This is a genomic window from Embleya sp. NBC_00896 (genome assembly GCF_045207785.1).
Classification (GTDB): domain Bacteria; phylum Actinomycetota; class Actinomycetes; order Streptomycetales; family Streptomycetaceae; genus Embleya.
Map to the genome: position 1 here is coordinate 822,855 of NZ_CP108776.1, position 23,486 is coordinate 846,340.

Sequence of the window (23,486 nt, forward strand, 5' to 3'; positions counted from 1 at the left end):
CCCCGGATCAGTCGTGGTCGACCTTGGCCGCGACCCGGCAGGCCGCCGCGACCGCGACCACGAACACCGCTGCGACGATGGCGAGTTGCGTGGTCGGCAGATCGACCGCGTCGTGCCTGGCGGCGTCGGTCAGCAGTTCCAGGACCTTCGCGGCGGGGCTGCCCTTGGTGATCAGGACGGCCAGGGTGGCCAGCGCCGCGAGGGCCACGGAGTACGCCGGGCGGCGCAGCACCGGGCGGTTGCTCAGCGCGCCGATCGCCACGCCGGCCAGGATGGTGACCAGTTGGGCCACCGCGCCGGCGGCGACGGCCTCGCCCTTGGCCACACCGTGCGTCGCGTGGTCGGCGATCCGGTCGGTGGAGAGGGCGAGCGCGCCGGTGCACACGGCGGCGAGGACGCAGGCGAGGACGAGCGCGAGCAACAGGGCGGCGAAGTGCGCGCGGCCGGGTCCGACGGCGGCCGAGGTGGTCTGCCGGGCCGCCGCGGGCTCGACGGTGACACAGACGCGGGTGAGCCAGACCGCGATCGGCATGATCGCGGCGGTGGCCCACCCGAACGAGCCGAGCAGGGGCTCGTTGCCGCCGACGCCGATGGCCATGATCACGGCGTACAGCAGGACGGGCGGGACCCATCGGTGGGAGCGCAGCACCAGGGCGGCCTGGTAGCGCAGGACGGCCGACATCAGGCGCCGTCCCCTTCCCGGTGGACCGCGCGCACGCTGACTCCGGGCACGGCCGTGAGCAGGTGGCGCAGCAGCGCGTCGGAGTGCGCGGTGGTGCTGTGCAGGCGCAGCACGCCCGGTCGGCCCTCTTCGCGGACGGGGCTGCCCGGGAGGCGGTCGAGCAGGGGGCGGGGCCCGGTCTCGATGTCGATGACCACGCGGGTGGCGTTCACGGCGGGGACGGCCGGGGCGACGGCTCCGTCCTCGACCCGGTAGGTGTCGGTGACCTCGTCGGCGAGGTGTCCGGGGCCGTGGTCGACGAAGACGACGGTGGCGCCCGATTCGACCCGGTCGACGACGCAGCCGTCGAGCACGCGCCGCGAGCCGGCGTCGAGTCCGGTCCACGCCTCGTCCAGCACGAGCAGATCGGGCTCGGCCATGAACGCCTGGGCGAGCGCGACCTTTTGACACGTGCCCTTGGACAGCCCGCGCAGTGGCTCACGCACCTTGTCGCCGAAGTCGAGCCGCTCGGCCCAGGCCTTGGCGCGCTTGGCGCTCTCGCGGCCGGTCAGCCCGTGCAGCCGGCCCAGGTGGGTGAGGTAACGGAGCGCCGTCATCGGCAGGTCGGGCGGGAACCGCTCGGGAACGTAGGCGGCCGACCCCCGGTCGGTGACGCGCCCGGTGGTGGGCTCGCAGACTCCGGCGACGACGCGCAGGAGGGTGGACTTGCCGCTTCCGTTCTCCCCCTCGACGCGCACGAGCCCGCCTCGCGGCAGGTGCAGGTCCACGCCCCGCAGCACCCAGGCACCACGCACCCCGTACCGCTTTCCGACACCCGCCAGCCGCACCGCTGCCCCCTCGCACTGGACTTCGGCAGCAGACCTTACGGCAGAAGCCGATCCCCCACGCGGGTGCCGGCGTTGCGGAACGGCCTCGATCGCCGCCGGCACCTGCCGTGCGGCTACGCGGCGGCGGCGGTGATCAGGGCGCCCAGGGGCACGCCCGTCAGGGCCTTGACGTCGCGGGAGAGGTGGGACTGGTCGGCATAGCCGGCCGAGGCGGCCACACCGGCGGGTGGGAGGCCGTCGCGGGCCAGGGTGAGGGCGTGGTCCAGGCGTAGGACGCGGGCCAGGGTCTTGGGGCCGTAGCCGAACGCGGCGCGGGAACGGCGGCGGAACTGGCGCTCGCTCAGGTTGACGGCGTGCGCGACGGACGCGACGTCGGCGCCGGCGCGCAACGCGGCGACCACGGTGGTGGCGAACGGGTCGGGGTCGGCGGCGCGCATCCGGGCGGCGGCCAGCTCCTCCAGGCACGCGGCCGGGTCGGCTGCGGCGGCGACGCGTTCGGTGAGGATCCCCACCTCCGACTCGGCCCACAGGTCGGCCAGCCGCACCCGCCGGTCGCGCAGCTCGTCGGCGGGCACACCGAACAGGGTCGGCCCGGTCCCGGGGTCGCAGCGCAGCGCCGCGTAGCGCGCGCCGGGCTCGTCCACCACGACGTGCGCGCCGGTGTCGGGGCCGGCCACGATCAGCTCGCCGCCGGACCAGATCAGGTCCATGCAGCCGTCGGGCAGCACCCGACCGAAGCCACCCGATTCGGCCGTGCGGGTCCACACGATCAGCGGGGCTGTCCGGGATCGACGTTCGAAGTACACGACCCCAGTATCGTCCCGGGCGCCGGCGGTACCGTTGAGGCATCATCGTGCGCGGCCTGGACGAGGACGGTACACATGGACATCGAACGTGAGCGTGCGGGCGAACACCCGCGGGTCGATGACGAGACCGCGCGGGCATCGGCGGACACTCCCGCGACGACCGGGGAGCAGACCGCCCGCGCCGAGCGCTGGGGCAAGCTGCCGGAGCGCGTCGCACCGGCGGACCAGGTCGAGGAGCGGCCGGCCGACCCGCCCAACGACCCCGAGTTCGGCCGCGACCCCGACAACGACTGGCTGCTGCGCTACGCGCCCTGAGGCGCGTCCGGCGCCGGATGGCCCGGGGCGAGCAGTACCGCCGGAGCGTCCTGCTCCGCCGTCGTGACCCGCCGCCACCCCTGGCGGGCGTAGAAGCGCAGCGCCGCTTCGGCGCGCGGGGACGTGATCAGCCAGCACCGGCCGTCCGGGGCGTCCGCCGTGACCGCGGCCAGCAGCGCGGCAGCGGCACCGGAGCCGCGCGCGGCGCCCGCGACCGCCAGCTCGTCGACTTTCAGGGCGCCGCACAGCCACGCCGCGACCCGGTCGGGACCGAGCGCCTCGGCCACCCGCCCGTACAAGCCGCCGGTGGGCAACGGTGTCCCGATGAGCCACGCGGTCGAGAAGCCGAGTACCTCGCCGGTGTCCGCGGCCGTGGCGACGGCGCCGACGAAGCCCGGCCGGCGCGCGTCGTCCGCGAGTCGGCGCACAAACCCGGCGGCCTCCTCCGGGCCCTCGTTCCACGGCGGTTCGGCGAAGGCCTCGGCGTAGACGGCACGGATGCCGTCTACGTACTCCGCGAGTTCGGCGCCGGTGACCCGGTGGACGTGGGCGGTCAGCCGGTCGCTCGCAAGGGCGTCGCGACGGGGTGCAGGCATGCGTACTCCAAGGGCGCGGAAGGATCGACGGACAGATGGAGGGGCGCCGGCTCGGCGCCGGAGCGGATCAGCAGGTCGCCGATCGCCGATCGCCGATCGCCGCGATCATCGCCCCGTTGTCGGTGCACAGGCCCGGCGGCGGTACCCGGAGCGTGATGCCGGCGGCGGCGCAGCGCTCCGCGGCCAGGGCGCGGACGCGGGAGTTGGCCGCGACGCCGCCGACCACGACCAGGGTTTCGACGCCGTGCGCGACGCAGGCGGCGACGGCCTTGCGGGTGAGCACGTCGGCCACCGCCTCCTGGAGGGACGCGGCGCCGTCCGCGACCGGCAGCGGGCCGCCGCCGGCGCGGGTCTTCTCGGCCCAGCGGGCGGCGGCGGACTTCAGGCCGGAGAAGGAGAACGCGTAGGGGTCCCCGCGCGGCCCGGTCAGGCCGCGCGGGAAGGCCACGGCGCGCGGGTCGCCGTCCCGGGCGGCCCGGTCGATGGCCGGCTCACCCGGGTAGGGCAGGCCGAACACCCGGGCGACCTTGTCGAAGCACTCCCCCGCCGCGTCGTCGAGGGTGTCGCCCAGGTGGGTGATCGGGTCACGCGCGAGGTCGCGGACCAGGCCGACGCCGGTCTCGTCGCAGGACGATTCGATGCCGAGGACGACTGGCGAGGCGTTCATGGGGCAAGCCTATTTGCTCAGCACACGCAATTGCGAGTCACTTGCAACAAGGTCATGTCTCCAGGGCTCGGCGGATCGTCGCCCGGGTGGCGGTCGCGAGTTCGACCAGGCGTTCGTCGGCGCGCATGTCGCCGTCGAAGCTTCCGGTGTCCATGGGTGGCCGCTCGTCCAGGGCGAGCAGGCCGTCGAGGGCGGGCAGCGCGGGAGCCGCCAGGGCGCCCAGTTCGCTCAGCACGCGGTTGCAGACGGGGCCGTAGGCGTTGTCGTCCAGATACTGCGGAAGGTGTGCCAGGACGGCGGGTGCGGCGGCCTCGCCCGCGTGCCGCCACAGCGTGTCGAGGACGCGGGGGTACGGCGATCGGGGGCCCTCGAACATGGCCCACAACAACCGGGAGTGGCGCGGGGCGAGCCCGCCGTTGTCCACCAGCCAGTCCAGCAGCGCCACCCTTCGGTGGACATTGCGCACGGTGGGCTCCAGGGCGTCGAGCCTGGCCTCCGCGCGATGCCGGTCGCCGGTGATCTTGATCAGCGCGAGCGGCACGACGTCGGCGTCCCGGCGGCCGTCGTCCTGCGGATCGAGCCCTTCGAGCAGGGGAAGCGCCGCCCGTGCGGCCGGGCCGATGGCGCCGAGGACGCCGGCGAGCAACCCCCGCATCCGCGCGTGGCCGGCGGAGATGGCGACGTCCGCGAGGGCCGCGATCAGCTCGGGCACCGCCGGCGCCGCCGCCGGGCCGGCCGGGTGCATCCCGAACAGGGCCGCCTGCAACGAGCAGCCGCGCCGGTGGTCCGCCCCCGGGCAGGAGGAGGTGTCGTGCCGGCGGATGCGGGCCCGCGCGTCGTCGAGCAGCGGTTGCCCGGGGTCCGCGGCGAAGTCGGAGACGGCCCAGAGGAGTTCGCCCCCGGTCGCGGCCGACCGCAGCAGCGCTCGGGCCCGCGGGAGCGCGCGGGTGTCACCGACGCGGGCGAGTCCCTCGGCGGCGATGTCGCCCAGGTCGGGGTCGGTCAGCAGCTCGGCGAGCGGATCGGCGGCCGCCCGGGAGGCCGTGCGCGATGCCGCGATCGCCTGTGCGGCCGCCCGGCGTACGGCGTGATCCGGGTGCGCGAGGGCCCGGACGAGGGTCGGCGTCAGCCGGGTCGGCGCGGCCCGCCAGGTTCGCATGGCGCTCCGGGCCAGCTCGACGCCCACGCGCACCGCGATCGGCCGGGGCTCGGCGGTCAACCGCTCGACCCACGCGTGGCAGTCCGCCTCGCACCGCCGGCGGCGGAACGCGTGCCCGAGCAACTCGCCCGCGTTCCAGGCGACCCGCGAGCCCGCGCCGCCCAGGCGGTCGGCGGCATCCAGGTCGGCCAGGATCGCGCGCTCCGCCGCCGGCCACTCGTGCGGTTCGCCCAGCCGCAGCACCTCCAGTGCCGCGCGCAGGCGTACGGCCGGATCGGGGTGCCGGTCGAACAGCCGCCGGGCGAGGGCGTGTTGCCCGGCCATCCGGTCCCTGGCCCCCAGGGCCAGCGCGGCCTCGACGACGGCGAGCCCGGCCACCGGGTCGGCGGGCGGCGCGGCCGCCGTGCGCATGAGCCGTTCCGGGTCGGCCGCCGCGAGCAGTCCGGCCGCGGCGCGCCGTACCCGTTCGTCGGGGTCGTCCAACCGGTTCTCGGCGAGCTCGACCATCGCCGGCCAGGGCTCGTCGCCCGGGCTCAGATCGCTCGACAACCGCAGCACCGCGAGCCGGGTGTCCGGGTCCGGGGAGTGCGCGTACGCGTTCAGCAGGCGGGTCGTCGGACCGTCACGGTCGACCCTTACGGCGTCGAAGATCGCGCTTCGGGACGCGCCGTAACCGCCGCCTCGCGAGTCGGTGCCCACATCGCGCAACCAGGCGTCGACCATCTCGCTCGACGCGAGAGTCGCGGTCGGTTCGGTCGGTTCGGTCGGTTCGGTGGGGCCGGTGGGGCCGGTCGATTCGGTCGATTCGGTCGGTTCGGTCGGTCCGGTCGTGCCCGTCGTCTCGCTCGGCTCGTCCGCCGACGTCGGGCCGTTCACGTGCTCGGGCGGTCGCCGCCCTCTCGTGTCGTCATGGCGCCGATCGTGCTCGACCCCGGCTCCCGGGCGCAAGTCGATTTCGCTGCCCTCCGCGGGCCGTACGGGGTCCGGGATCGGTCGATAGTTCCTGACAGCACGTGTCAGGGACCCCTTCGTACCGTGACCGCATGGACTACGACAGCATCGTGATCGAGGGCGCCCGGGAACACAATCTCAAGGACGTGTCCCTGCGCGTCCCCAAGAACCGGATCGTGGTGTTCACCGGCGTATCGGGCTCCGGCAAGTCGTCGATCGTGTTCGACACGATCGCGGTCGAGGCGCAGCGGCAACTGGGCGAGACGTTCACCGCGTTCGTACGCAATCGGCTGCCCAAGCACGAGCGGCCCGACGCGGACACGATCGAGAACCTGTCGACGGCGATCATCGTCGACCAGCGGCCGGTCGGCGGGAACTCGCGGTCCACCGTGGGCACGATGACCGACATCCACCCGCTGCTGCGGGTGCTCTTCTCGCGGCACGGCACGCCGTCGGCGGGGCCGTCCAACCACTACTCGTTCAACGACCCGAACGGGATGTGTCCGACCTGCGAGGGGCTCGGGCGCACGGTGCGGCTCGACCTGGACGCGCTGCTCGACCGCACGCTGTCGATCCGGGACGGCGCCATCCGGCACCCGGGCTTCGCGGTCGGCGGGTGGCAGTGGCAGCTGTACGCGCAGCACGGGCTGTACCCGACCGACGTCCCGGTCGGCGAGTTCACCGACGAGCAGTGGCGGCTGTTCCTGCACGGCAGCGGCGCCAAGGTCGAGATCGTCAACAACAACGGCACGCACCACATCGACTACGAGGGCCTGGTCGACCGGTGCGAACGGCTGTTCCTCAAGCGGGACACCTCCGCGCTGGCCGAGAGGAGCCGCGAGACCATCGCGCGGTTCGTCGCCGAGGGCCCGTGCCCGGACTGCGCGGGGGCCAGGCTGAACGCGGCGGCGCGCTCGTCGCTGATCGACGGCCACTCGCTGACCGACTACGCGGCGATGGAGATCGGCGATCTCGTGGACGTGCCGGCGCGGATCGAGGATCCGGTCGCGCGCCGGGTCGCCCGCCCCGCGATCACGGCGCTGGAGCGGATCGTCGCGATCGGGCTCGGCTACCTGCACCTGGACCGGCCGACCTCGACCGTGTCGGGCGGTGAGGGGCAGCGGCTCAAGATGGTGCGCTACCTCGGGTCGAGCCTGACCGGGATGACGTACATCTTCGACGAGCCGAGCGTGGGCCTGCACCCGCGGGACGTGGTCCGGCTGAACGACCTGCTGGTGCGGCTGCGGGACAAGGGCAACACCGTGCTGGTGGTCGAGCACGACCTCGACGTGATCGCGATCGCCGACCACGTCGTCGACGTCGGCCCCGGGGCGGGGATCCACGGCGGCACGGTCACCTTCGAGGGCACGTACGACGAACTGCGGACGGCGGACACCCCGACCGGGCACGCGCTGCGCCGGCTCACCCCGCTCAAGCCGGAGTTCCGCACGCCCACCGGCACGCTGCCGATCCGCGGCGCGGACCTGCACAACCTGCGCGACGTGGACGTGGACATCCCCACCGGCGTGCTGACCGTGGTCACCGGGGTCGCGGGGTCGGGCAAGAGCACGCTGATCACCGACGTGCTGGTGGCGGCGCACCCGGACGCGGTCGTGGTGGACCAGTCGGGCGTGGGCAAATCCTCCCGCTCGACCCCGGCGACCTACGTCGGCGTGCTGGATCCCGTGCGCAAGCTGTTCGCCCGGGCCAACGGCGTGGACCCGGGGTTGTTCACGTTCAACTCGACCGGCGGCTGCCCACAGTGCCAGGGGCGCGGGGTGATCCAGACCGACATGGCGTTCATGGATCCGGTCACCACGCGCTGCGAGGCGTGCGAGGGGCGGCGGTTCCGGGACGAGGTGCTCGGGTACAGGCTGCGCGGCAAGTCGATCGTGGACGTGCTCGCGCTCACCGCCGAGGAGGCGGTGGACTACTTCACCGAGAAGGCGCAGCGGACCCGGGTGGAGTCGCTGGTCGCGGTCGGGCTCGGGTATCTGACCCTGGGTCAGCCGCTGAGCTCGCTGTCCGGCGGCGAGTTGCAGCGGATCAAGCTCGCGAGCGAGCTGCACAAGACGGGCAGCGTGTACATCCTCGACGAGCCCACCACCGGCCTGCACATGTCCGACGTGGACACGCTGGTGCGGCTGCTCGACCGGCTCGTGGACGCGGGCAACACGGTGGTGGTCGTCGAGCACAACCTCGACGTGGTCAAACGCGCCGACCACGTGCTCGATCTGGGCCCGGGCGGCGGCAAGCACGGCGGCACGGTGGTGTTCGAGGGCACGCCGGCGGAGCTGGTCAAGGCGGAGGACTCGGCGACGGCCCGATTCCTGCGGGCCGCGCTGGAGTACGCGGAGCTGGCGCGGACGGGCTGACCGGGGCGGGGTCGCGTGCTCGGCGCTCGGCGCTCGGCGCTCGGCGCTCGGCGCTCGGCGCCCGGTGCCCGGTGCCGGGTGCCCGGTGCCGGGTGCCCGGTGCCGGGTGCCCGGTGCCCGGTGCCGGATGCCCGGTGCCCGGTGCCGGATGCCCGGTACTCGATACTCGGTACACTGTACGGACCGCATTCGTATGCTGTACCGTACGCCATACGGAGTTATCCAGGAGGTCGCCCGCGTGGCACGGGAGAAGAGCGGGCGCACCGACCCGGCGCGCACCCTGGCCCTGTTGTGGCGCACCGGCGAAGGACCCAGCCGCGGGCCCAGGCAGGGGCTGACCGTCGACCGGATCGTCCGAGCCGCGATCGAGGTCGCCGACGCCGAGGGGCTCGGTGCGCTGTCCATGCGCGCGGTGGCCCAGCGGCTCGGGGTCGGCACGATGTCGCTCTACACGTACGTGCCCGGCAAGGCCGAGCTGCTGCACGTCATGTTCGACACCGTCCTCGGCGAGGCCCCGCTGCCCGACGCCGCCGAGATCGGCTGGCGCGCGGCCCTGGAACAACACGCGCGCGCCGACCGCGCGCTCGCCATGCGGCATCCGTGGGTGGTCGAGCTGTGGGGGCCCGGCCTGCTGCTGATGGGCCCGAACCTCACCACCCGCGCCGACGCGGTCCTGCGCACCGTCGCCGACCTGGGCCTGACCGAGGCCGAGATGACGAACGTGGTCCAACTCGTGGACGCGTACGTGCGCGGGGTCGGCCAGGTCAGCATCGACATCGACCGGGACGCCGCATCGACCGGTGTGGGCTACGAGGACTGGTGGGCCGAGAGCACGCCCTACCTGGAGCAGCTCATCCGACCCGAGCGCTTCCCCATCCTCACCCGGGTCTGGACCTCCGGCGCCTACGAGGCCGGCCCGGACGCCGGCTTCGAGTTCGGTCTGCGCCTGGTCCTCGACGGCGTCCAGACCCTGATCGACTCCCGACGCACGACCTAGGAGCAGCGAACATCAGCCACATCGCGCAAGCCCGGACCGACCTGATCCAGCACGCGGCCACGTTCGCCCCGGCCGACCCGCCCCGGGCCGGGACCGTCGCGTTCTGGCCGTACCCCGACGGGGCCGACACGGTCACCGCGCTCGACGCCGACGGCGTCGAGCACACCCATCCGGCCGTCCGGCTGTCCGTCACCGAGGCCGTGCGGGTGCTCTCACGCGCCCGTCGGGCTCCCGACGCGCACCCGGCCGCGGCCTTCTGGGGCGCGGCCACCGTGCTCGGGCTGCAACTGGTCGCACGCGGGCGGATGTTGCCCGGGCTCACCCCCGGCGACCACGACGCGTGGCGGGCCGGGCCGCTGGACGCGGCCGACGTCGAGCGGGTCCGGGCGCTGGCCGACGCGATGCCGGGCCAGGCCCGCGCGACGCCGGTCGCCGGGACCGGGCTGCTGCCCGAGGCGATCCCGCTGGTCCGCGCGTTCCTCGACGCCGTCGCCGACACGATGCCGCGCACCGCCGCGCGCCCCGCGCGACCGGCACCACCGCGTTCGCCGCTCCCGCGCCGCACCGGCTGCCCGCGCTGCGCGCCTGGTCCGACGAGGTCGCGGCCGGCCTCGACACGGGTGTGCGGATCTCGCTGCGCCTGGAGGCCCACGACCTCGAACGCGCGCCGTTCCGGGCGATCGTCCAGGTGCACTCGCTCGCCGACCCGACCGCCGTCGCGGACGCGGCCACGGTGTGGACCGGCACCGACGCGCGCTTCGGCGACCGGGCCCGCCTGGACACCGTCCTGGCGCTGCGCCGGGCCGCCCGCGTGTGGCCCGCGCTCGAACCGCTGCTGAACGCCGGCGTGCCGGACGAGGTGGTGGTCGGCGACGACGACCTCGGCGCGCTGCTCGGCGCCGCGACCGCGCGACTGGCCGCCGCGGGCGTCGACGTGCACTGGCCGCGCGACCTGGTCCACGACCTCACCGCCACGGCGGTGATCGGTGCGCACGACAAGGCCCCGAACGACATGCGGTCCTTCTTCGGCGGCGACACCCCGCTCGGCTTCGACTGGCGACTCGCGCTCGGCGACCGGCCGTTGACCGTCGCCGAGATGGACGCGCTGGCCGAATCGCACCGGCCGGTCGTGCGGCTGCGCGACCAGTGGGTCCTGGTCGATCCCGCCCTCGTCGCCAAGGCCCGCGACCGCTCGATCAAGGCGCTCACCCCGATCGAGGCGCTGACCGCCGCGCTCACCGGAAGCGCCGAGGTGGACGGCCGCCGAATCGAGGTCGGCACCTCCGACTGGCTCGACGACCTGCGCGAGCGGATCGCCGATCCGGACGCGGGCGGCGAACCGATCAGCCAACCCCCGGCCCTGGCCGCGACCCTGCGCGACTACCAACTGCGCGGCCTGCGTTGGCTGGACCGGATGACCTCGCTCGGCCTCGGCGGCTGCCTCGCCGACGACATGGGCCTGGGCAAGACCATCACGCTGATCGCGCTGCATCTGCACCGCCGCAGCGACGAGGCCACGGCCGGACCGACCCTGGTGGTGTGTCCCGCGTCGCTGCTCGGCAACTGGGAACGGGAGATCAAGCGCTTCGCGCCGGGCACCCCCGTCCGCCGCTTCCACGGCGGCGCCCGCACCCTCGACGACCTCGCCGACGGCTTCGTGCTCACCACGTACGGCACCATGCGCCTGGACACCGCCCGGCTGGCCGCCACGCCGTGGGGCCTGGTCGTCGCGGACGAGGCGCAACACGTCAAGAACCACACGTCCGGCACCGCCAAGGCCCTGCGCACCATCCCCGCGCAAGCCAGGATCGCGCTCACCGGGACACCCGTGGAGAACACGCTGTCCGAGCTGTGGGCGATCCTCGACTGGACCACCCCGGGGCTGCTGGGCACCCTCACCGCGTTCCGCCGGCACTGGGCCAAGCCGGTCGAGGCCGACCGCGACGGCCCGACCGCCGACCGACTCGCCGCGCTGATCGCGCCGTTCCTGCTCCGTCGGCGCAAGTCCGACCCGGGCATCGCGCCCGAGCTCCCGCCCAAGACCGAGACCGACCAGCCCGTCTCGCTCACCCGCGAACAGGCGGGCCTGTACGAGGCGGCCGTGCGCGAGGCGATGGCCGAACTCACCGACAGCACCGGGATGGCCCGCCGCGGCCTGATCGTCAAGCTGCTGACCGGCCTCAAGCAGATCTGCAACCACCCCGCGCAGTACCTCAAGGAGACCGAGCCCCGGCTCGACGGCCGCTCCGGCAAGCTCGAACTGCTCGACGAACTCCTGGACACGATCGTCGCCGAGGACGGCGCCGTGCTCGTGTTCACCCAGTACGTCACGATGGCCCGACTGCTGGAGGGGCACCTCGCCACGCGCGGCATCGGCACCCTACTCCTGCACGGAGGCACCCCGGTGGCCCGCCGCGAGGAGATGGTGCGGCGCTTCCAGGACGGCGCCGTACCGGTGTTCCTGCTCTCGCTCAAGGCCGCCGGCACCGGCCTCAACCTGACCCGCGCCGACCATGTCGTGCACTACGACCGGTGGTGGAACCCGGCCGTCGAGGAACAGGCCACCGACCGCGCCTACCGGATCGGCCAGACCCGGCCTGTCCAGGTGCACCGCTTCATCGCCGAGGGCACGATCGAGGACCGGATCGCCGAGATGTTGCGCGACAAGCGCGCGCTGGCCGACTCGGTGCTCGCGTCCGGCGAGGCCGCCCTGACCGAACTCACGAACACCGAACTCGCGAACCTGGTCGAACTGAGGAGCGCCCGATGAGCGCCGGACCCGCCCGCGGCTTCCCCGCCCTGGCGCCCCGCAAGTCGCGCGGCGCCAAGGGACAGACCTGGTGGGGGCGGGCCTGGACGGACGCCCTGGAGGACACCGCGCTCGACGGCCGGCAGCTGCGCAAGGGCCGCGCGTACGCCAACACCGGCCGGGTCGGCCCGATCACGGTCGGCCCGGGTCGCATCGCCGCGCCGGTGTACGACGCGGACGGCACGCAGTACGAAACCGTCGTGTTCGTCGAGGAGTTCGACGACGCCCAGTGGGATCGGTTCCTGGACCAGGTCGCCGCGAAGGCCGGGCACATCGCCGCGCTGCTCGACCGCGACATGCCGCAGGACCTGGTGGCCGCCGCCGAGGACGCCGACGTGCGACTGCTCCCGGGCATCGGCGATCTGGAACCCGAATGCGGCTGCCCCGGCTGGGAGTTGCCGTGCCGACACGCCGCCGCGCTGTGCTACCAGGTGGCGTGGCTGCTCGACCGGGATCCGTTCGTGTTGTTGCTGATGCGCGGGCGGGACGAGCGCGCGTTCCTGGATCTGCTCCGGGACCGGGGAGTCCGGGCGCCCGAGCCGAGTTCCGGGGTCGACGCCCGGACGGCGTACCGTGCGGCCGACCCGCTGCCGGAGGATCCGCCGCCGGTGGCCGAATCGGTGCAGCCGCGGTTCGGGCCCGCGCCCGGGATACCGGCGGGCGCGCTCGAACTGCTGGTCGCCGACGCCGCGATCCGCGCCCGCCGGATGCTCGCGGGCGACCCGGCCGACCCGCTCGGCCCGTGGCCCGACACCGTGCGCTGGGCCGCGACCCACGACGACCCGCTCGTACAGGCCAACCTGCGCGACCCCGCGCTGCCCCGCGCGCTCGCCGCGTGGGGGTACGGCGGCCCGACCGGCCTCGACACGCTCGACGCCGCGTGGACGCCGCCGGCCGCCGAACTGGCCCGTGCGCGCACCGCGCTCGCGGCGGCCTGGGAGGACGAGGACGCGCCCGCCTTCACCGCCTCGCACAACCACTGGACCCTCACGGACCGCGGCCTGCAACTGCGGTACGGCCGGGACGGCCGCTGGTATCCGTACCGCGACCGGGCCGGCGAGTGGTGGCCGGCGGGCGACCCGGACCGCGATCCGGGGGCGGCGCTGGTGGCGGTGGCCTGAGCGGGCGCGGAAACCTGATGGTGGGGTGGTTCCCGGGCGTCCTAGGATGATCGCCGCAGTGTCGCCGAGCGGACAGAGAAGACCGAACCATGCACACGACAGCGGGCCCCGCGCGCCAGGTCCTGATCTTCGACGCGGACGACACGTTGTGGGAGAACAACGTCCTGTTCGAGCGCGTCATAGACGACTACCTCGACTGGATCGACCACCCCACGCTCGATCGGACCGAGATCCGCGCGATCCTCGACGACATCGAGGCCGCGAACGCGGTCACGCACGGCTACGGCAGCAAGATGTTCCTGCACAGCCTCGGCCAGACGCTGGAACGCCTGCGCGCCCGCCCCGTCACCGAGGCCGAGAGCCGGCACATCGAGCAGCTCGCGGTCGCGCTCCTGGAGAACCGGGTCGAACTCGTCCCCGGCGTCGCCGAGACGCTCACCGCGCTCGGCGCCCGGCACGACCTGATGCTGCTGACCAAGGGCGACACCGAGGAGCAGCAGCGCAAGATCGACGCGTCCGCGCTGGCCCACCACTTCGGCAGCGTGCACATCGTGCCGGAGAAGGGCGTGGACGCGTACCTCGACCTCACCCGCGCGTACGACCTGGTGCCCGAGAGCACATGGATGATCGGCAACTCCCCCAAGTCGGACATCCTCCCGGCCCGCGGCGCGGGACTGGGCGCGGTCTTCATCCCCAACGCGCACACCTGGGTCCTGGAACAGACCGACCTCGACCCGCAGGACAACCGGGTCCTGCACCTCAAGGCCTTCCCGGAACTCCTCAACCACTTCTGACGAACCATCTACCGACCGACCGATCCGACGAGGAAAACACCGACATGCCCCACCCCGAAACCCCATCCGTCTCCTGCGTGTTCATCTGTCACGACGGCGCGGGGCGAGTCCTGCTGGCGCGGCGCGCGGCGGCGGCACGCGACGAGGCCGGCACGTGGGACACGGGCGCGGGTGCGTTGGAGTGGGGCGAGACGTTCGAGAGCGCGGTGGCGCGCGAGGTCCGCGAAGAGTACGCGACCGACGCGCTCGAGATCGCGACCATCGGTGTGCGCAACGTCCTGCGGGGTGACCCTGTCGGGTCGCATTGGGTGGCGGTGGTCTTCGCGGTCCGAGTGGATCCCGAGAAGGTAACCATCGGCGAACCCCACAAGTTCGACGCACTCGAGTGGTTCACCACAGACACACTCCCGACCCCACTGCACTCACAATGCGGCGCGGGCCTGTCCCTGTTCAAAGCCTGGCAACCCGCACCGCCCTCAAACACCGGCCGGCCTTAAAACCCGGCCTCAAACGCCGGCCAGGCTGTTCGGCCTCAAACGCCGGCCGGGCTATAAACCGCCCAGCCGAGTCCCCCTCCACGCGCCCCCACCCAGCCCAAGCCAAATCAGCCCGGCCGGCGCTTGAGGCCATTTCTTCGACCCGGCCGACCCGCCGCGCCCGCTGAGCCCCGCGACCGCCGTCGTGCTCGACCTGTACCGCGACTTCACGGCCGACGGAAGGTTCCGCGCCCGATGACCGCCGCCCCCGTCCGGGTCCCCGTCACCGTCCCGGCTCGGGCGCGCGGGCGCGGGCACGCGGATCGCCGCTCGGTGGAGCTCGGTGACCGGGTCGAGGCGATCAGCCATGGGGCGCGCCCCCCGGGCCGGCATGCGCCGCCAGGTCCTGCTCGATCATGGCGTCCGGTCCGGCCGCGATCCGCGCGGCGAGCAGGCTCTCGTTCGCCGCCTGCTGCGGGGTGCCGTCGTAGGGCGTGGGATGCTCGAAGTGCAGGCAGTTCAACGACGGATCGAGCTGCCTGCCCCGGCGCAACCGGGTGCGCGCGGCCACCTTCGCCAGCAGGTCGTCGTCCTCGCCGCCCCAGCCCAGATAGCCCAGGCAGTACCCGCCCACGGCGTCGAACGTCGCGTGGTCGAGCAGCATCGCCCCCAGGTGGTACGGCGCGCGCCACAACCGACTCCGCGGGCCGTACGGCGCCCGCGCCCGCGGCGGCGGCAGCACCCGCGGCGTCACCGTCGCCCCCACCGGCGCGCCGATCGGCGGCGGGTCCCACACGAGGCGCTCGTCCGGGAATCCCCGCAACACGCCGTCGGGTTCTTCCCGCACGAAGCAGAACGGCGGCTCGCCGACCGGCACCACGTCCACCACGGATCGTTCGTCGAGCGCCCGGGCCCCGCCGACGAACCGGTACATCCACGGCTGCGCCAGCGCGCCGCCGGCCGCGAGTTCGAGCGCGCGGTCCAGGAAGTCCCGCCCCAGCGGGGCGACATCGGCGTCCGTCAGATACAGCAGGGACGCCCGGGCCCGCTCGGCCGCGACGTTGCGCAACAGCCCGGCGGCGGTGCTCGCGGCCGGGGCCCGCACCACCCGCACCCGGCGGTCGTCGTCCAAGTCGGGCGGCACCGTCAACGCGAGGTCGCCGGCCGTCGCCACCACGACCTCGCAGCACACGCTCTGCGCGAGCCACGCCGACGCGACCGCAGCGAAGGCCCTTCGCGCCTCGTGGTCCCCATAAAGCGGAACGACCACGCTCACCTTCGGCATTTTCGCCCCCATCCATGACCGTGAATTACGCGACCCGCGCAGTGCGCCGCGCGTCGCGCATCGCTCTTTTCTACCCATTCACCGCTGTGCAAACGGCTCCGCCCACACCTTCTTCAGCCTTTCCGTTCCGGCCGACCCGAGGAAAGTCCGCTATCCCCTGAAGTCGATTTCCCGGAATTCACGAACAGGCCCCGAACCACGCCGTGGAACGGGGACTCGGCAACTCGGGGCGCCGGGCACGGCATGCGCGCAGCACAAAGCGGCTCGGCCGTCATGACGCACTCGCGTCGCCCGGCCCGAGCCGACCGCCGAGCCGACCACCGCGCCGGTTCGCGGACCGGACCGCCTCGACGACCCCCCGGTCGTCGACCTCGACCTACTCCATCGGCTCCGACTCGGCCGGGCGCTCGCCGCGGTGTGGCACCGGGCCGGGGCGCGTCGGGATCCGGGTCGCGTCGCCGTGCCGCAGGCGGGTCGGTGAACGCGAACGTGACCGTGTGCCCGCGGTGTTGCGGCCGTTCCGGGAGTCGCCGTGCGGGGGTCGCCGGGTCAAGGGCCACACCTTCCACCGGATCGAGGCGCCGAGGCGCGGGAGGACCCCGGCTCGACGATGCGCGGATCTCCAGGCGGTACGGGACACGTGCGCGGGTCGTCTGCCAGGTGTACTAGCGCCCGGACGTCACGGTCAAGAGTTCCACGGTCACGCTTGGTGCGCACGAGGCGGTCGGAATCGGGGCATTCGAGGCATCGAGCGGGACGGGCGCGAACCGGAACGGCCCCGCCTCAGTGTTGCGCGGGACCGGCGAACAGGGTGCCGGCGAGTGCCCGGAAGGTGGCGGCGGGGTCCTCGGGGGCGGGGATTCCGCCGGACAGGTACAGCGTGGCGAAGCCGTGCGCGAGCGACCAGGCCGCGAGCACCGCCCGATCCAGGTCGCCGCGCCGCTCTGCGGGCACGCGCGCGACGCCGCCGCGCAGCGATCCGCCCGCCCGCGCGCGTTGGCGCAGCAGCTCCGGGTCGTCGGCGCGGACCGCGTGCGGGCGGTTCATCACCTCGAAGTGGGCGGGGTTCCCGAGCGCGAACAGCACGTAGCGCACCCCGAGTTCGCGCAGCGCCTCGACCCCGTCCGGCTCGACCTCGGCGAGCGTGTCGGCGAGCAGCCCGTAGCCCTCGGCCGCGATCGCGGTCAGCAGCCCGGTCTTGTCGCCGAAGTGGTGCGCCGGCGCGGCGTGCGAGACGCCGGCGCGGCGGGCCAGGTCGCGCAGGCTGATCGCGCCGATGCCGTCCGCGGCCACCACGTCGAGCGCGGCGGTGAGCACGGCTCGGCGCAGGTCGCCGTGGTGATAGGGGCGTTGCGAGGTCATGCGTCGATGGTATCGCCCATCTAGGCATTGACAAGTTGGGGCCGCGAGAGGAATCTAGTCATCGACAAGTTCTACGGGAGTTCCACGGGAGGAAGCGTCATGAGCGAGAACCTCGAGCCTGGTCTGGTCCGGCGGATGTGGCAGACCCTGGAGCCGCTGCACGCGTTGAACTACTACTCGCCGGAGATGTTCAAGGAGGCCGAGTCGCTCGGCTACGCCGTGGACGAGCGCTGGCCCGCCTACTTCGCGATGCGCGCCGCGGCCCTGGGGCCGGCGTCGGCCGAGCTGGTCGCCGCGACCTTCTACAGCTTCAGCCCGGCCATGATCGCCCGCTACGTGCCCCGCGCGTGGGAGATCGCCACGCCGGCCGCCGTGCTCGACGCCCGGCTGCGGGCCGCCGACGCGACGCTGCGCTCGGCCCTGGGCGCCCGGATCGAGGCCCCGGAGATCGCCGAGGCGGCCGAACTGGCCCGCGAGGTCGCCGAGTCCGCCGACACCGCGGGCCGCCCGCTGGCCGCCGCGCACGCCGCGCTGCCGTGGGCGGACGAGCCGCACCTGGTGCTGTGGCAGGCGATCACCCGACTGCGCGAGCACCGCGGCGACGGCCACATCGCCGCCCTGCTCACGCACGGCCTCGACGGCACCGAGGCGCTCGTCTCGCACAGCGCCGCGGGCGCCGCCCCGGCCGAGGTCTTCGCGAGCCGGCAGTGGACCGAGGACGAGTGGAACGCGGCCCGCGACCGGCTGACCACCCGCGGCTGGCTGGCCGCCGACGGCACCGGGACCGCGGACGGCATCGCCGGCCGCAACTCCCTGGAGCGCCTGACCGACGAGCTCGCCGCGCAGCCGTGGACCACGATCGGCGCGGAACGGGCCGCCCACCTGGCCGACATCGTCCTGCCCGCGGTGATGGACGCGGTCGGCACCGGCCTGCTCCCCATGCAGACCACCCTGGGCATCGGCATGACGTACCCGCACCAGGGCTGACCGCACGCCGCACCCCGACGCGGGGGCCGGGCCGGCGGCCACACACAGCCGGCGTCCCGGCCCCCGCGTCGGGTAGACAGGCGCCATGAAGATCCTCGTGCCGGCCCTCCTGGTAGTCCTCGCCGCGGCCGCGGTCCTGTGGTTCCTCCGGCACCGCCGCCGGCGCGTCGCGGCCCCGTCGCCCGCCGGCCGCGGCGCCCGCCCCGCCCCCGGCCAGATCTGGTGGGCCGCCGTGCCCTTCGACGAGGGCGACGCGGCCAAGGACCGCCCCTGTCTGGTCGTCCGGGTGGGCCCGCGCGGCGCCGAGGTGCTCAAGATCACCAGCCGCGACCAGAGTTCGCGCGAGCGCTACGTCCGGCTGCCCACCAAGACCTGGGACCCCGACGCCGACCACAAGAGCTGGTTGGAGACCCACCCGTTGCGCGTCGTCGGCCACGACGCCTTCCGCCGCCCGGCGGGCGTCTGCGACCGCCGGGTGTGGACCCGGATCAGCCGCGCCCACGGCACCCGCTGACCACGGGTCAGCTCCCTGACTCGCCCACCGGCCGACTCCGGTCCGCGAGTTCGTCCACGGCCAGGTCCCCGGTGGGCAGCTGCGGCAGCCGGTAGACCGCGCGGCCCACCAGGTGGGTCGCCACCGGGACCGTGGTGAGCTGGAAGAACGCGACCATCACCAGCATCCCGACGTCGATCCCGCTGCGCAGCCGAAGCCCGAGCCCCAGGGTGACCAGGAGCAGGCCGAGCACCTGCGGCTTGGCCACCGTGTGCATCCGCGACAGCAGGTCCGGGAACCGCAGCAGGCCGACCCCCGCGACGAACGCGAGCGCGCAGCCCGCGAGCAGGCACACCGCGGCCGCGATGTCGGCGATCTCGCCCGCGCGCATCTCAGCCGTCCTCGCGGGCCGAGAAGCGCACGATCGACACCGAGCCGAGGAAGCCCACCAGCGCGAGCGCGAGCAGCACCGGCACGGTCGTGGTGTGCCGGTTCAGCGTGGCCTCCGCCGCGACCGCCGCGAGCACGACCGCGAGCAGCATGTCCACCGCGACCGCGCGGTCCAGCGTCGAGGGCCCGCGCACGAGCCGGATCAGCGCCGCCACCGCGGCCGCGCCGAGCAGCACGACCACGGCGACACCGACGAGGGGATTCACGAGCGACCTCCGGGGTTGCCGGCGAGCAGGGCCAGTTCCGCCCGGGTGCCGAAGGCCGCGACGACGCGCGCCTCCAACCGCACCGCGGCGCGCCGGGCCGCTGCCACGGCGGCCGGCGTGTCGGCGCCCAGCGCGTGGATGAACAGCGTCGTGGGGCGGCCCTGGCGGATCTCGACCACGATGCTGCCGGGCATCACGTTCAGGGCGAGCACGGTCATGGTGAGCAGAACGTCCGAGTGGGTCGCCAAGTCCACGCCCACGACCGAACTGCGCGGCAACTCCCCCGGCCACAGCGCCTGCCACGCGACCCGAAGCGACGACACGACGGCGCCGAACAGCGGCAGCAGGACCGGAAGCGCGACCAGATGGTTCACCGGCGCTCGTTCCGGCGTCCCCGTTCTGCGCCGGCGGCTTCGCGACGCCGCGGGAACTCGGTGTCGGGCACGGCGTCCACGACCCGGTCCGCCCGGGCCACGGCCGCCCGCTCGGCCCGCGCCTGCCGGTTCAACGCGCGGCGCGCGCCACGAAAGCGGGCCCGCAACTCGGCCTGCTGCACGCGGTGCTCGGACTTGATCCCGCGCAGCCGCAGGCGCAGTTCGATCCGCCGCTCCCGGGCGATCCGCCGCGCCTCGGGTCGGCCGCCGTGACCGCGCCGGTCCACGCCCAGCCGCCGACACTCGTCGGCGTAGGCGGCCCGCGCCTGTGCCGCCAGCCGCCGCAGCACCGCGCGACGCGCCACCGTCTGCTCGCGCAACTCGCGCCGCAGTCGGCGGTGTTCGGCCCTCAGGTCGCCCCGCTCGGCGCGCCGCACCACGCGCAGGTCCTCGGCGTCGTCCTGGATCTCGTCGGTCCCGGTCAGCTCCCAGTGCCGGTGCACCATCGCCAGCACGAACGCGGTCACCGCGAGCGTGATCACGATCGCGGTCAGCACCATCGCCTGCGGCAGCGGATCGTTCATCCGCTCGGGGAGCGTGATCCCGAGCACGGGCGCCCCGCCGGCCCGGCCGCCGCCGGAGAGCAGGATCAGGTTGGCGCCGTTGCCGATCAGTACCACCCCGAGCAGGACCCGGGTCAGGCTGCGGGCCAGGATCAGGTACACCCCGACGCCGATCAACACGGCTGCGGGCAGGATCAGGGCCAGGGTCGGGCTGTTCACACGATCACCGTCCGTTCGGCGTTCCGGTCGCGGGTCTGTTCGATCCGCCGGTCCAATTCGGCGCCAAGGGCGCTCAATACGTCCTGCACCACACCGAGCACGAGCAGGTACACGCCGATGTCGAAGAAGACCGAGGTGGCGATGTGCACGCTGCCCAGGAGCGGTATGGACTGGTCGATCACCGCGCTGCGGAGCGCGGAGCCGCCCGCGATCAGGCCCACCAGGCCGGTTCCGGCGGCGAACAGCAGGCCGGCGCCGATCAGCAGACCGGCGGGCAGCGGCGCGGCCTCGGCCAGTTCGTAGCGCCCGCCCGCGAGGTAGCGCAGCAGGAGGGCGAGACCCGCGGTGATCCCGCCGGCGAAGCCGCCGCCGGGGGTGGAGTGTCCGCTGAAGAGGAAGTAGAGCGACAGGATCAGGATCGTGGGGAACGCGACGCGTGCGACCACCTCGAACAGGACCGTGCGCCGCTCCGGCGCGAGCGTGCGGGCCGCGGCCAGCCAGGGGATCCGGTCCCGGTCGTGGTCGTGGTCGGCCGGTTCGTCGACCACGCGGATGCCGGATCCGGGCGGCACGGCGCCCACGGCCCGGTCCCGCGCTCGGTAGCCCAGTCGCGGCAGTTCGCGGGTGCGGCGCACGAAGATCAGGCTGGTGACGCCGATCGCGGCGACCGCGAGCACGGCGATCTCGCCCATCGTGTCCCACGCGCGGATGTCGACGAGCAGGAGGCCGACGACCTCCTTGCCGCCGGCCTCCTTCGCCGCCGCGGGGAACGCCTCGGACACCGGCCCGGCGACCCGGGCCGCGAACGCCGTCGTCGCCACGCCCGCGACCAGCGCGCCGGTGAGCACCGCGATGCCGATGCGCAGGGCGCGGCGGCCGGAGAGGGTGCCGGCGCCGAAGCGGCGCGGGAGTCGGCGCAGTACGAGCAGGAACACCACGACGCTGACGGTCTCGACCAGGCCCTGGGTGAGCGCGAGGTCGGGGGCGCCCTGGAGGACGAACAGGGTCGCGCAGCCGTACCCGGCCACGCCCACGAGCAGCACCGCCGGCAGCCGGGCGCCGGTCCCGGCGACGAGCAGCGCGGTCGCCGCGACCAGGGCCGCGACCACGACCTGCGCGCCGGAGTCCCACCAGCGCGGCGGGTGCGGGAACGGCAGCGGCAGGTCGCCCAGGGCGGCGGCCCCGGTGATCGCGATCAGGCTCAGCAGGATCACCCCGACGTAGACCGGCATCGAGCCGCGCTGGGTGGTGCCGGTCAGTTGCAGCGCGCCGCGGTCGACGCCGCGCACCAGCGCGTCGTACAGGCCCGAGGGTTCGACCCGCGCGGTGGCGAGTTGCAGGCGGGCGACCGGTTCGCGGGCCAGGAACAGGAGGGCGCCGGCGCAGATCGCGCCGGCCGACAGGTACAGGGGTGTGCCGAGGCCGTGCCACAGGGCCAGGTGGTAGTCGGTGCCCGCGGGCGGGAACAGGTCGGCGTACGAGGAGATCCAGTGGTCGAGGGAGCCGGCTGCCAGGCCGAGCGCGACGCAGCCGACACCGAGCAGCGCCGCGGGGGTCGGCAGCAGTGCACCGAGCGGTTCGCACGGTGTGCCGGGCACGCCGGGTTTGCCCGCGAACGCGCCCCACACGAAGCGCAGGCTGTACGCGGCGGTCAGCGCCGAGCCGACGACCAGCGCACCGAGCACGACCGTGTCGGCGGTGCCGCGGTACAGGAACGCCTCGTACACCGCCTCCTTGGCGACGAAGCCGACCGTCGGCGGCAGCCCCGCCATGGACATCGCGGCCACCACCGCGATCGCGCAGGTGAGGGGCATCGTGCGGGCCAGGCCGGAGAGCCGGCGCAAGTCGCGGGTGCCGGCACCGTGGTCGATGACGCCGACCACCAGGAAGAGGGCGGCCTTGAACAGCGCGTGCGCCACCAGCATCGCGATCCCCGCGAGCGCGGCGTCACGGTTGCCCGCGCCGGTGACGACGGTCAACAGGCCGAGCTGGCTGACCGTGCCGTAGGCGAGCACGCGCTTGAGGTCGTCCTCGCGCAGCGCCCGCCACCCGGCCAGGAGCAGCGTCGCGCAGCCGGCCGCCATCACCAGCGGTCGCCATGGCGCGAGTTCGGCGAAGCCGGGGGCCAGGCGCGCGACCAGGTAGACGCCGGCCTTGACCATCGCGGCCGCGTGCAGGTAGGCGCTGACCGGGGTGGGGGCGGCCATCGCGGCGGGCAGCCAGGAACCGAACGGCACGATCGCCGACTTGGCCAGCGCGCCGACCAGGATCAGCAGGATCGCGGTGGTCGCCGCGGTGCCGCCGGGCGGGTCGGCGAGGATCTCGGACAGCCGGTAGGTGCCGGCCCGTTCGCCGAGCAGGATCAGCCCGACCAGCATCGCGAGCCCGCCGAACGTGGTCATCGTCAGCGCCTGCGTCGCGGCCCGGCGCGATCCGCGGTGCTCGCTGCGGTGGCCGATCAGCAGGTAGGAGAAGACCGTGGTCAGCTCCCAGAACACGTACAGCAGGATCAGGTCGTCGGTGGTGACCAGGCCGATCATCGCGCCGGCGAACGCGACCAGGACGCCGGCGAACGCGCCCAGCCCGGGTTCGTCGTCGGCGAAGTAGCGCGCGCAGTAGACCAGGACCAGAACGCCCACGCCGGCCGCGAGGAAGACCATCAGCAGCGCGAGCGCGTCGCAGCGGAACGCGAGCGCGACGCCGATCCGGGGGATCCACGCGCGCGTCTCGACGACGACGTCGCCGTCGAACACCGCGCCGGCCCGGGCCAGCGCCCACCCCGTGGTCGCCGCGGGCAGCGCGGCGAGCACGAGGAAGGCGTTTCGCCCGAAGCGTCGGACCAGCCATGGCGCGAGAGCCGCGACCACGAAGTACGACGCCACCGAGAGGATCATCCAGCCAAGCTATGGGACATTTGTCACAAAACATCACTAATTGGACATCATGTCACCCGTTTCCACGCGTCTCCCCGC

General features: G+C 74.0%; 20 protein-coding genes and 2 pseudogenes. 9 read left to right on the top strand and 13 right to left on the bottom strand.

Annotation, left to right across the window (positions count from 1 at the left end):
- Positions 1–7: 7 nt before the first annotated feature.
- From OG928_RS03910 to OG928_RS03920, 3 genes are all read right to left on the bottom strand, one after another.
- Complete coding sequence (locus tag OG928_RS03910) at positions 8–682, bottom strand: ABC transporter (protein WP_406279246.1); 675 nt, start codon at positions 680–682, stop codon at positions 8–10.
- Positions 682–1,509: an ATP-binding cassette domain-containing protein gene (locus OG928_RS03915; protein ID WP_406279249.1), complete on the bottom strand. Its 828-nt coding sequence runs from the start codon at positions 1,507–1,509 to the stop codon at positions 682–684. Before OG928_RS03915 ends, OG928_RS03910 begins: the two co-directional genes overlap by 1 nt.
- Positions 1,510–1,622: 113 nt before the next feature.
- A complete protein-coding gene (locus tag OG928_RS03920; protein WP_406279252.1) occupies positions 1,623–2,315 on the bottom strand; it encodes a helix-turn-helix domain-containing protein in 693 nt (230 codons plus the stop codon).
- 75 nt (positions 2,316–2,390) lie between these two features.
- Between OG928_RS03920 and OG928_RS03925 the strand changes: the two genes are divergently transcribed.
- The gene (locus OG928_RS03925) at positions 2,391–2,630 is read left to right on the top strand and encodes a hypothetical protein (protein WP_406279255.1); all 240 of its coding nucleotides are present in this window, start codon (positions 2,391–2,393) and stop codon (positions 2,628–2,630) included.
- Here OG928_RS03925 and OG928_RS03930 read toward each other — a convergent pair.
- From OG928_RS03930 to OG928_RS03940, 3 genes and pseudogenes are all read right to left on the bottom strand, one after another.
- A complete protein-coding gene (locus OG928_RS03930; protein WP_406279258.1) occupies positions 2,618–3,226 on the bottom strand; it encodes a GNAT family N-acetyltransferase in 609 nt (202 codons plus the stop codon). The genes OG928_RS03925 and OG928_RS03930 overlap by 13 nt on opposite strands.
- Positions 3,184–3,845: pseudogene (locus OG928_RS03935) on the bottom strand (tRNA (adenosine(37)-N6)-threonylcarbamoyltransferase complex transferase subunit TsaD); the annotation flags it as partial. The gene OG928_RS03930 and the pseudogene OG928_RS03935, both read right to left, overlap by 43 nt.
- 100 nt (positions 3,846–3,945) lie before the next feature.
- Complete coding sequence (locus OG928_RS03940; RefSeq protein ID WP_406279261.1) at positions 3,946–5,928, bottom strand: HEAT repeat domain-containing protein; 1,983 nt, start codon at positions 5,926–5,928, stop codon at positions 3,946–3,948.
- A gap of 167 nt (positions 5,929–6,095) precedes the next feature.
- Here OG928_RS03940 and OG928_RS03945 point away from each other — a divergent pair, with 167 nt between their 5' ends.
- The 6 genes and pseudogenes from OG928_RS03945 to OG928_RS03970 all read left to right on the top strand — a co-directional run bounded on the left by OG928_RS03945 (position 6,096) and on the right by OG928_RS03970 (position 14,596).
- The gene (locus tag OG928_RS03945) at positions 6,096–8,378 is read left to right on the top strand and encodes an ATP-binding cassette domain-containing protein (RefSeq protein ID WP_406279264.1); all 2,283 of its coding nucleotides are present in this window, start codon (positions 6,096–6,098) and stop codon (positions 8,376–8,378) included.
- 238 nt (positions 8,379–8,616) lie between these two features.
- The gene (locus OG928_RS03950) at positions 8,617–9,375 is read left to right on the top strand and encodes a TetR/AcrR family transcriptional regulator (RefSeq protein WP_406279267.1); all 759 of its coding nucleotides are present in this window, start codon (positions 8,617–8,619) and stop codon (positions 9,373–9,375) included.
- An 11-nt stretch (positions 9,376–9,386) separates the two neighbouring features.
- Positions 9,387–12,145: pseudogene (locus OG928_RS03955) on the top strand (DEAD/DEAH box helicase).
- Positions 12,142–13,305, top strand: a complete 1,164-nt coding sequence (locus OG928_RS03960) for an SWIM zinc finger family protein (protein ID WP_406279270.1) — start codon at positions 12,142–12,144, stop codon at positions 13,303–13,305. Before OG928_RS03955 ends, OG928_RS03960 begins: the two are co-directional and overlap by 4 nt.
- An 89-nt stretch (positions 13,306–13,394) precedes the next feature.
- On the top strand, positions 13,395–14,099 hold the full coding sequence (locus OG928_RS03965) for an HAD family hydrolase (protein ID WP_406279273.1): 705 nt from the start codon (positions 13,395–13,397) through the stop codon (positions 14,097–14,099).
- A 44-nt stretch (positions 14,100–14,143) separates the two neighbouring features.
- Positions 14,144–14,596: an NUDIX domain-containing protein gene (locus OG928_RS03970; RefSeq protein WP_406279276.1), complete on the top strand. Its 453-nt coding sequence runs from the start codon at positions 14,144–14,146 to the stop codon at positions 14,594–14,596.
- Positions 14,597–14,936: 340 nt separating this feature from the next.
- On the opposite strand, the gene OG928_RS03975 is transcribed toward OG928_RS03970, so the two are convergent.
- On the bottom strand, positions 14,937–15,851 hold the full coding sequence (locus OG928_RS03975; protein ID WP_406279279.1) for a galactosyltransferase-related protein: 915 nt from the start codon (positions 15,849–15,851) through the stop codon (positions 14,937–14,939).
- Positions 15,852–16,643: 792 nt separating this feature from the next.
- A complete protein-coding gene (locus OG928_RS03980; RefSeq protein WP_406279282.1) occupies positions 16,644–17,222 on the bottom strand; it encodes a TetR/AcrR family transcriptional regulator in 579 nt (192 codons plus the stop codon).
- A 99-nt stretch (positions 17,223–17,321) separates the two neighbouring features.
- Between OG928_RS03980 and OG928_RS03985 the strand changes: the two genes are divergently transcribed.
- Both OG928_RS03985 and OG928_RS03990 read left to right on the top strand, forming a co-directional pair.
- The gene (locus tag OG928_RS03985; protein WP_406279285.1) at positions 17,322–18,209 is read left to right on the top strand and encodes an SCO6745 family protein; all 888 of its coding nucleotides are present in this window, start codon (positions 17,322–17,324) and stop codon (positions 18,207–18,209) included.
- A gap of 85 nt (positions 18,210–18,294) precedes the next feature.
- Positions 18,295–18,723 carry a type II toxin-antitoxin system PemK/MazF family toxin gene (locus OG928_RS03990; protein ID WP_406279287.1) on the top strand — a complete coding sequence of 143 codons (429 nt, stop codon included), beginning with the start codon at positions 18,295–18,297 and terminating at the stop codon, positions 18,721–18,723.
- A gap of 7 nt (positions 18,724–18,730) precedes the next feature.
- On the opposite strand, the gene mnhG is transcribed toward OG928_RS03990, so the two are convergent.
- The 5 genes from mnhG to OG928_RS04015 are packed head-to-tail and all read right to left on the bottom strand — an operon-like array spanning position 18,731 to position 23,408.
- On the bottom strand, positions 18,731–19,093 hold the full coding sequence (gene mnhG, locus OG928_RS03995; protein ID WP_406279290.1) for a monovalent cation/H(+) antiporter subunit G: 363 nt from the start codon (positions 19,091–19,093) through the stop codon (positions 18,731–18,733).
- A 1-nt stretch (position 19,094) separates the two neighbouring features.
- Positions 19,095–19,358 carry a monovalent cation/H+ antiporter complex subunit F gene (locus OG928_RS04000; protein WP_406279293.1) on the bottom strand — a complete coding sequence of 88 codons (264 nt, stop codon included), beginning with the start codon at positions 19,356–19,358 and terminating at the stop codon, positions 19,095–19,097.
- On the bottom strand, positions 19,355–19,732 hold the full coding sequence (locus OG928_RS04005) for a Na+/H+ antiporter subunit E (RefSeq protein ID WP_406279296.1): 378 nt from the start codon (positions 19,730–19,732) through the stop codon (positions 19,355–19,357). Before OG928_RS04005 ends, OG928_RS04000 begins: the two co-directional genes overlap by 4 nt.
- Positions 19,729–20,514: a Na(+)/H(+) antiporter subunit C gene (locus OG928_RS04010; RefSeq protein WP_406279299.1), complete on the bottom strand. Its 786-nt coding sequence runs from the start codon at positions 20,512–20,514 to the stop codon at positions 19,729–19,731. Before OG928_RS04010 ends, OG928_RS04005 begins: the two co-directional genes overlap by 4 nt.
- Positions 20,511–23,408, bottom strand: coding sequence for a Na+/H+ antiporter subunit A (locus OG928_RS04015; RefSeq protein WP_406279302.1), 2,898 nt, complete (start codon positions 23,406–23,408; stop codon positions 20,511–20,513). The genes OG928_RS04010 and OG928_RS04015 overlap by 4 nt, the downstream gene beginning before the upstream one ends.
- Between the last annotated feature and the right edge of the window lie 78 nt (positions 23,409–23,486).

What these genes read in the sequence shown, in the direction of transcription:
- OG928_RS03925 (WP_406279255.1), top strand. Translation starts at nt 2,391, where the DNA reads ATGGACATCGAACGTGAGCGTGCGGGCGAACACCCGCGGGTCGATGAC.
- mnhG (WP_406279290.1), bottom strand. Translation starts at nt 19,093, where the DNA reads ATGCGCGCGGGCGAGATCGCCGACATCGCGGCCGCGGTGTGCCTGCTC.
- OG928_RS03970 (WP_406279276.1), top strand. Translation starts at nt 14,144, where the DNA reads ATGCCCCACCCCGAAACCCCATCCGTCTCCTGCGTGTTCATCTGTCAC.
- OG928_RS03910 (WP_406279246.1), bottom strand. Translation starts at nt 682, where the DNA reads ATGTCGGCCGTCCTGCGCTACCAGGCCGCCCTGGTGCTGCGCTCCCAC.
- OG928_RS03945 (WP_406279264.1), top strand. Translation starts at nt 6,096, where the DNA reads ATGGACTACGACAGCATCGTGATCGAGGGCGCCCGGGAACACAATCTC.
- OG928_RS03965 (WP_406279273.1), top strand. Translation starts at nt 13,395, where the DNA reads ATGCACACGACAGCGGGCCCCGCGCGCCAGGTCCTGATCTTCGACGCG.
- OG928_RS03990 (WP_406279287.1), top strand. Translation starts at nt 18,295, where the DNA reads ATGAAGATCCTCGTGCCGGCCCTCCTGGTAGTCCTCGCCGCGGCCGCG.
- OG928_RS03980 (WP_406279282.1), bottom strand. Translation starts at nt 17,222, where the DNA reads ATGACCTCGCAACGCCCCTATCACCACGGCGACCTGCGCCGAGCCGTG.
- OG928_RS03960 (WP_406279270.1), top strand. Translation starts at nt 12,142, where the DNA reads ATGAGCGCCGGACCCGCCCGCGGCTTCCCCGCCCTGGCGCCCCGCAAG.
- OG928_RS03930 (WP_406279258.1), bottom strand. Translation starts at nt 3,226, where the DNA reads ATGCCTGCACCCCGTCGCGACGCCCTTGCGAGCGACCGGCTGACCGCC.
- OG928_RS03985 (WP_406279285.1), top strand. Translation starts at nt 17,322, where the DNA reads ATGAGCGAGAACCTCGAGCCTGGTCTGGTCCGGCGGATGTGGCAGACC.
- OG928_RS04015 (WP_406279302.1), bottom strand. Translation starts at nt 23,408, where the DNA reads ATGATCCTCTCGGTGGCGTCGTACTTCGTGGTCGCGGCTCTCGCGCCA.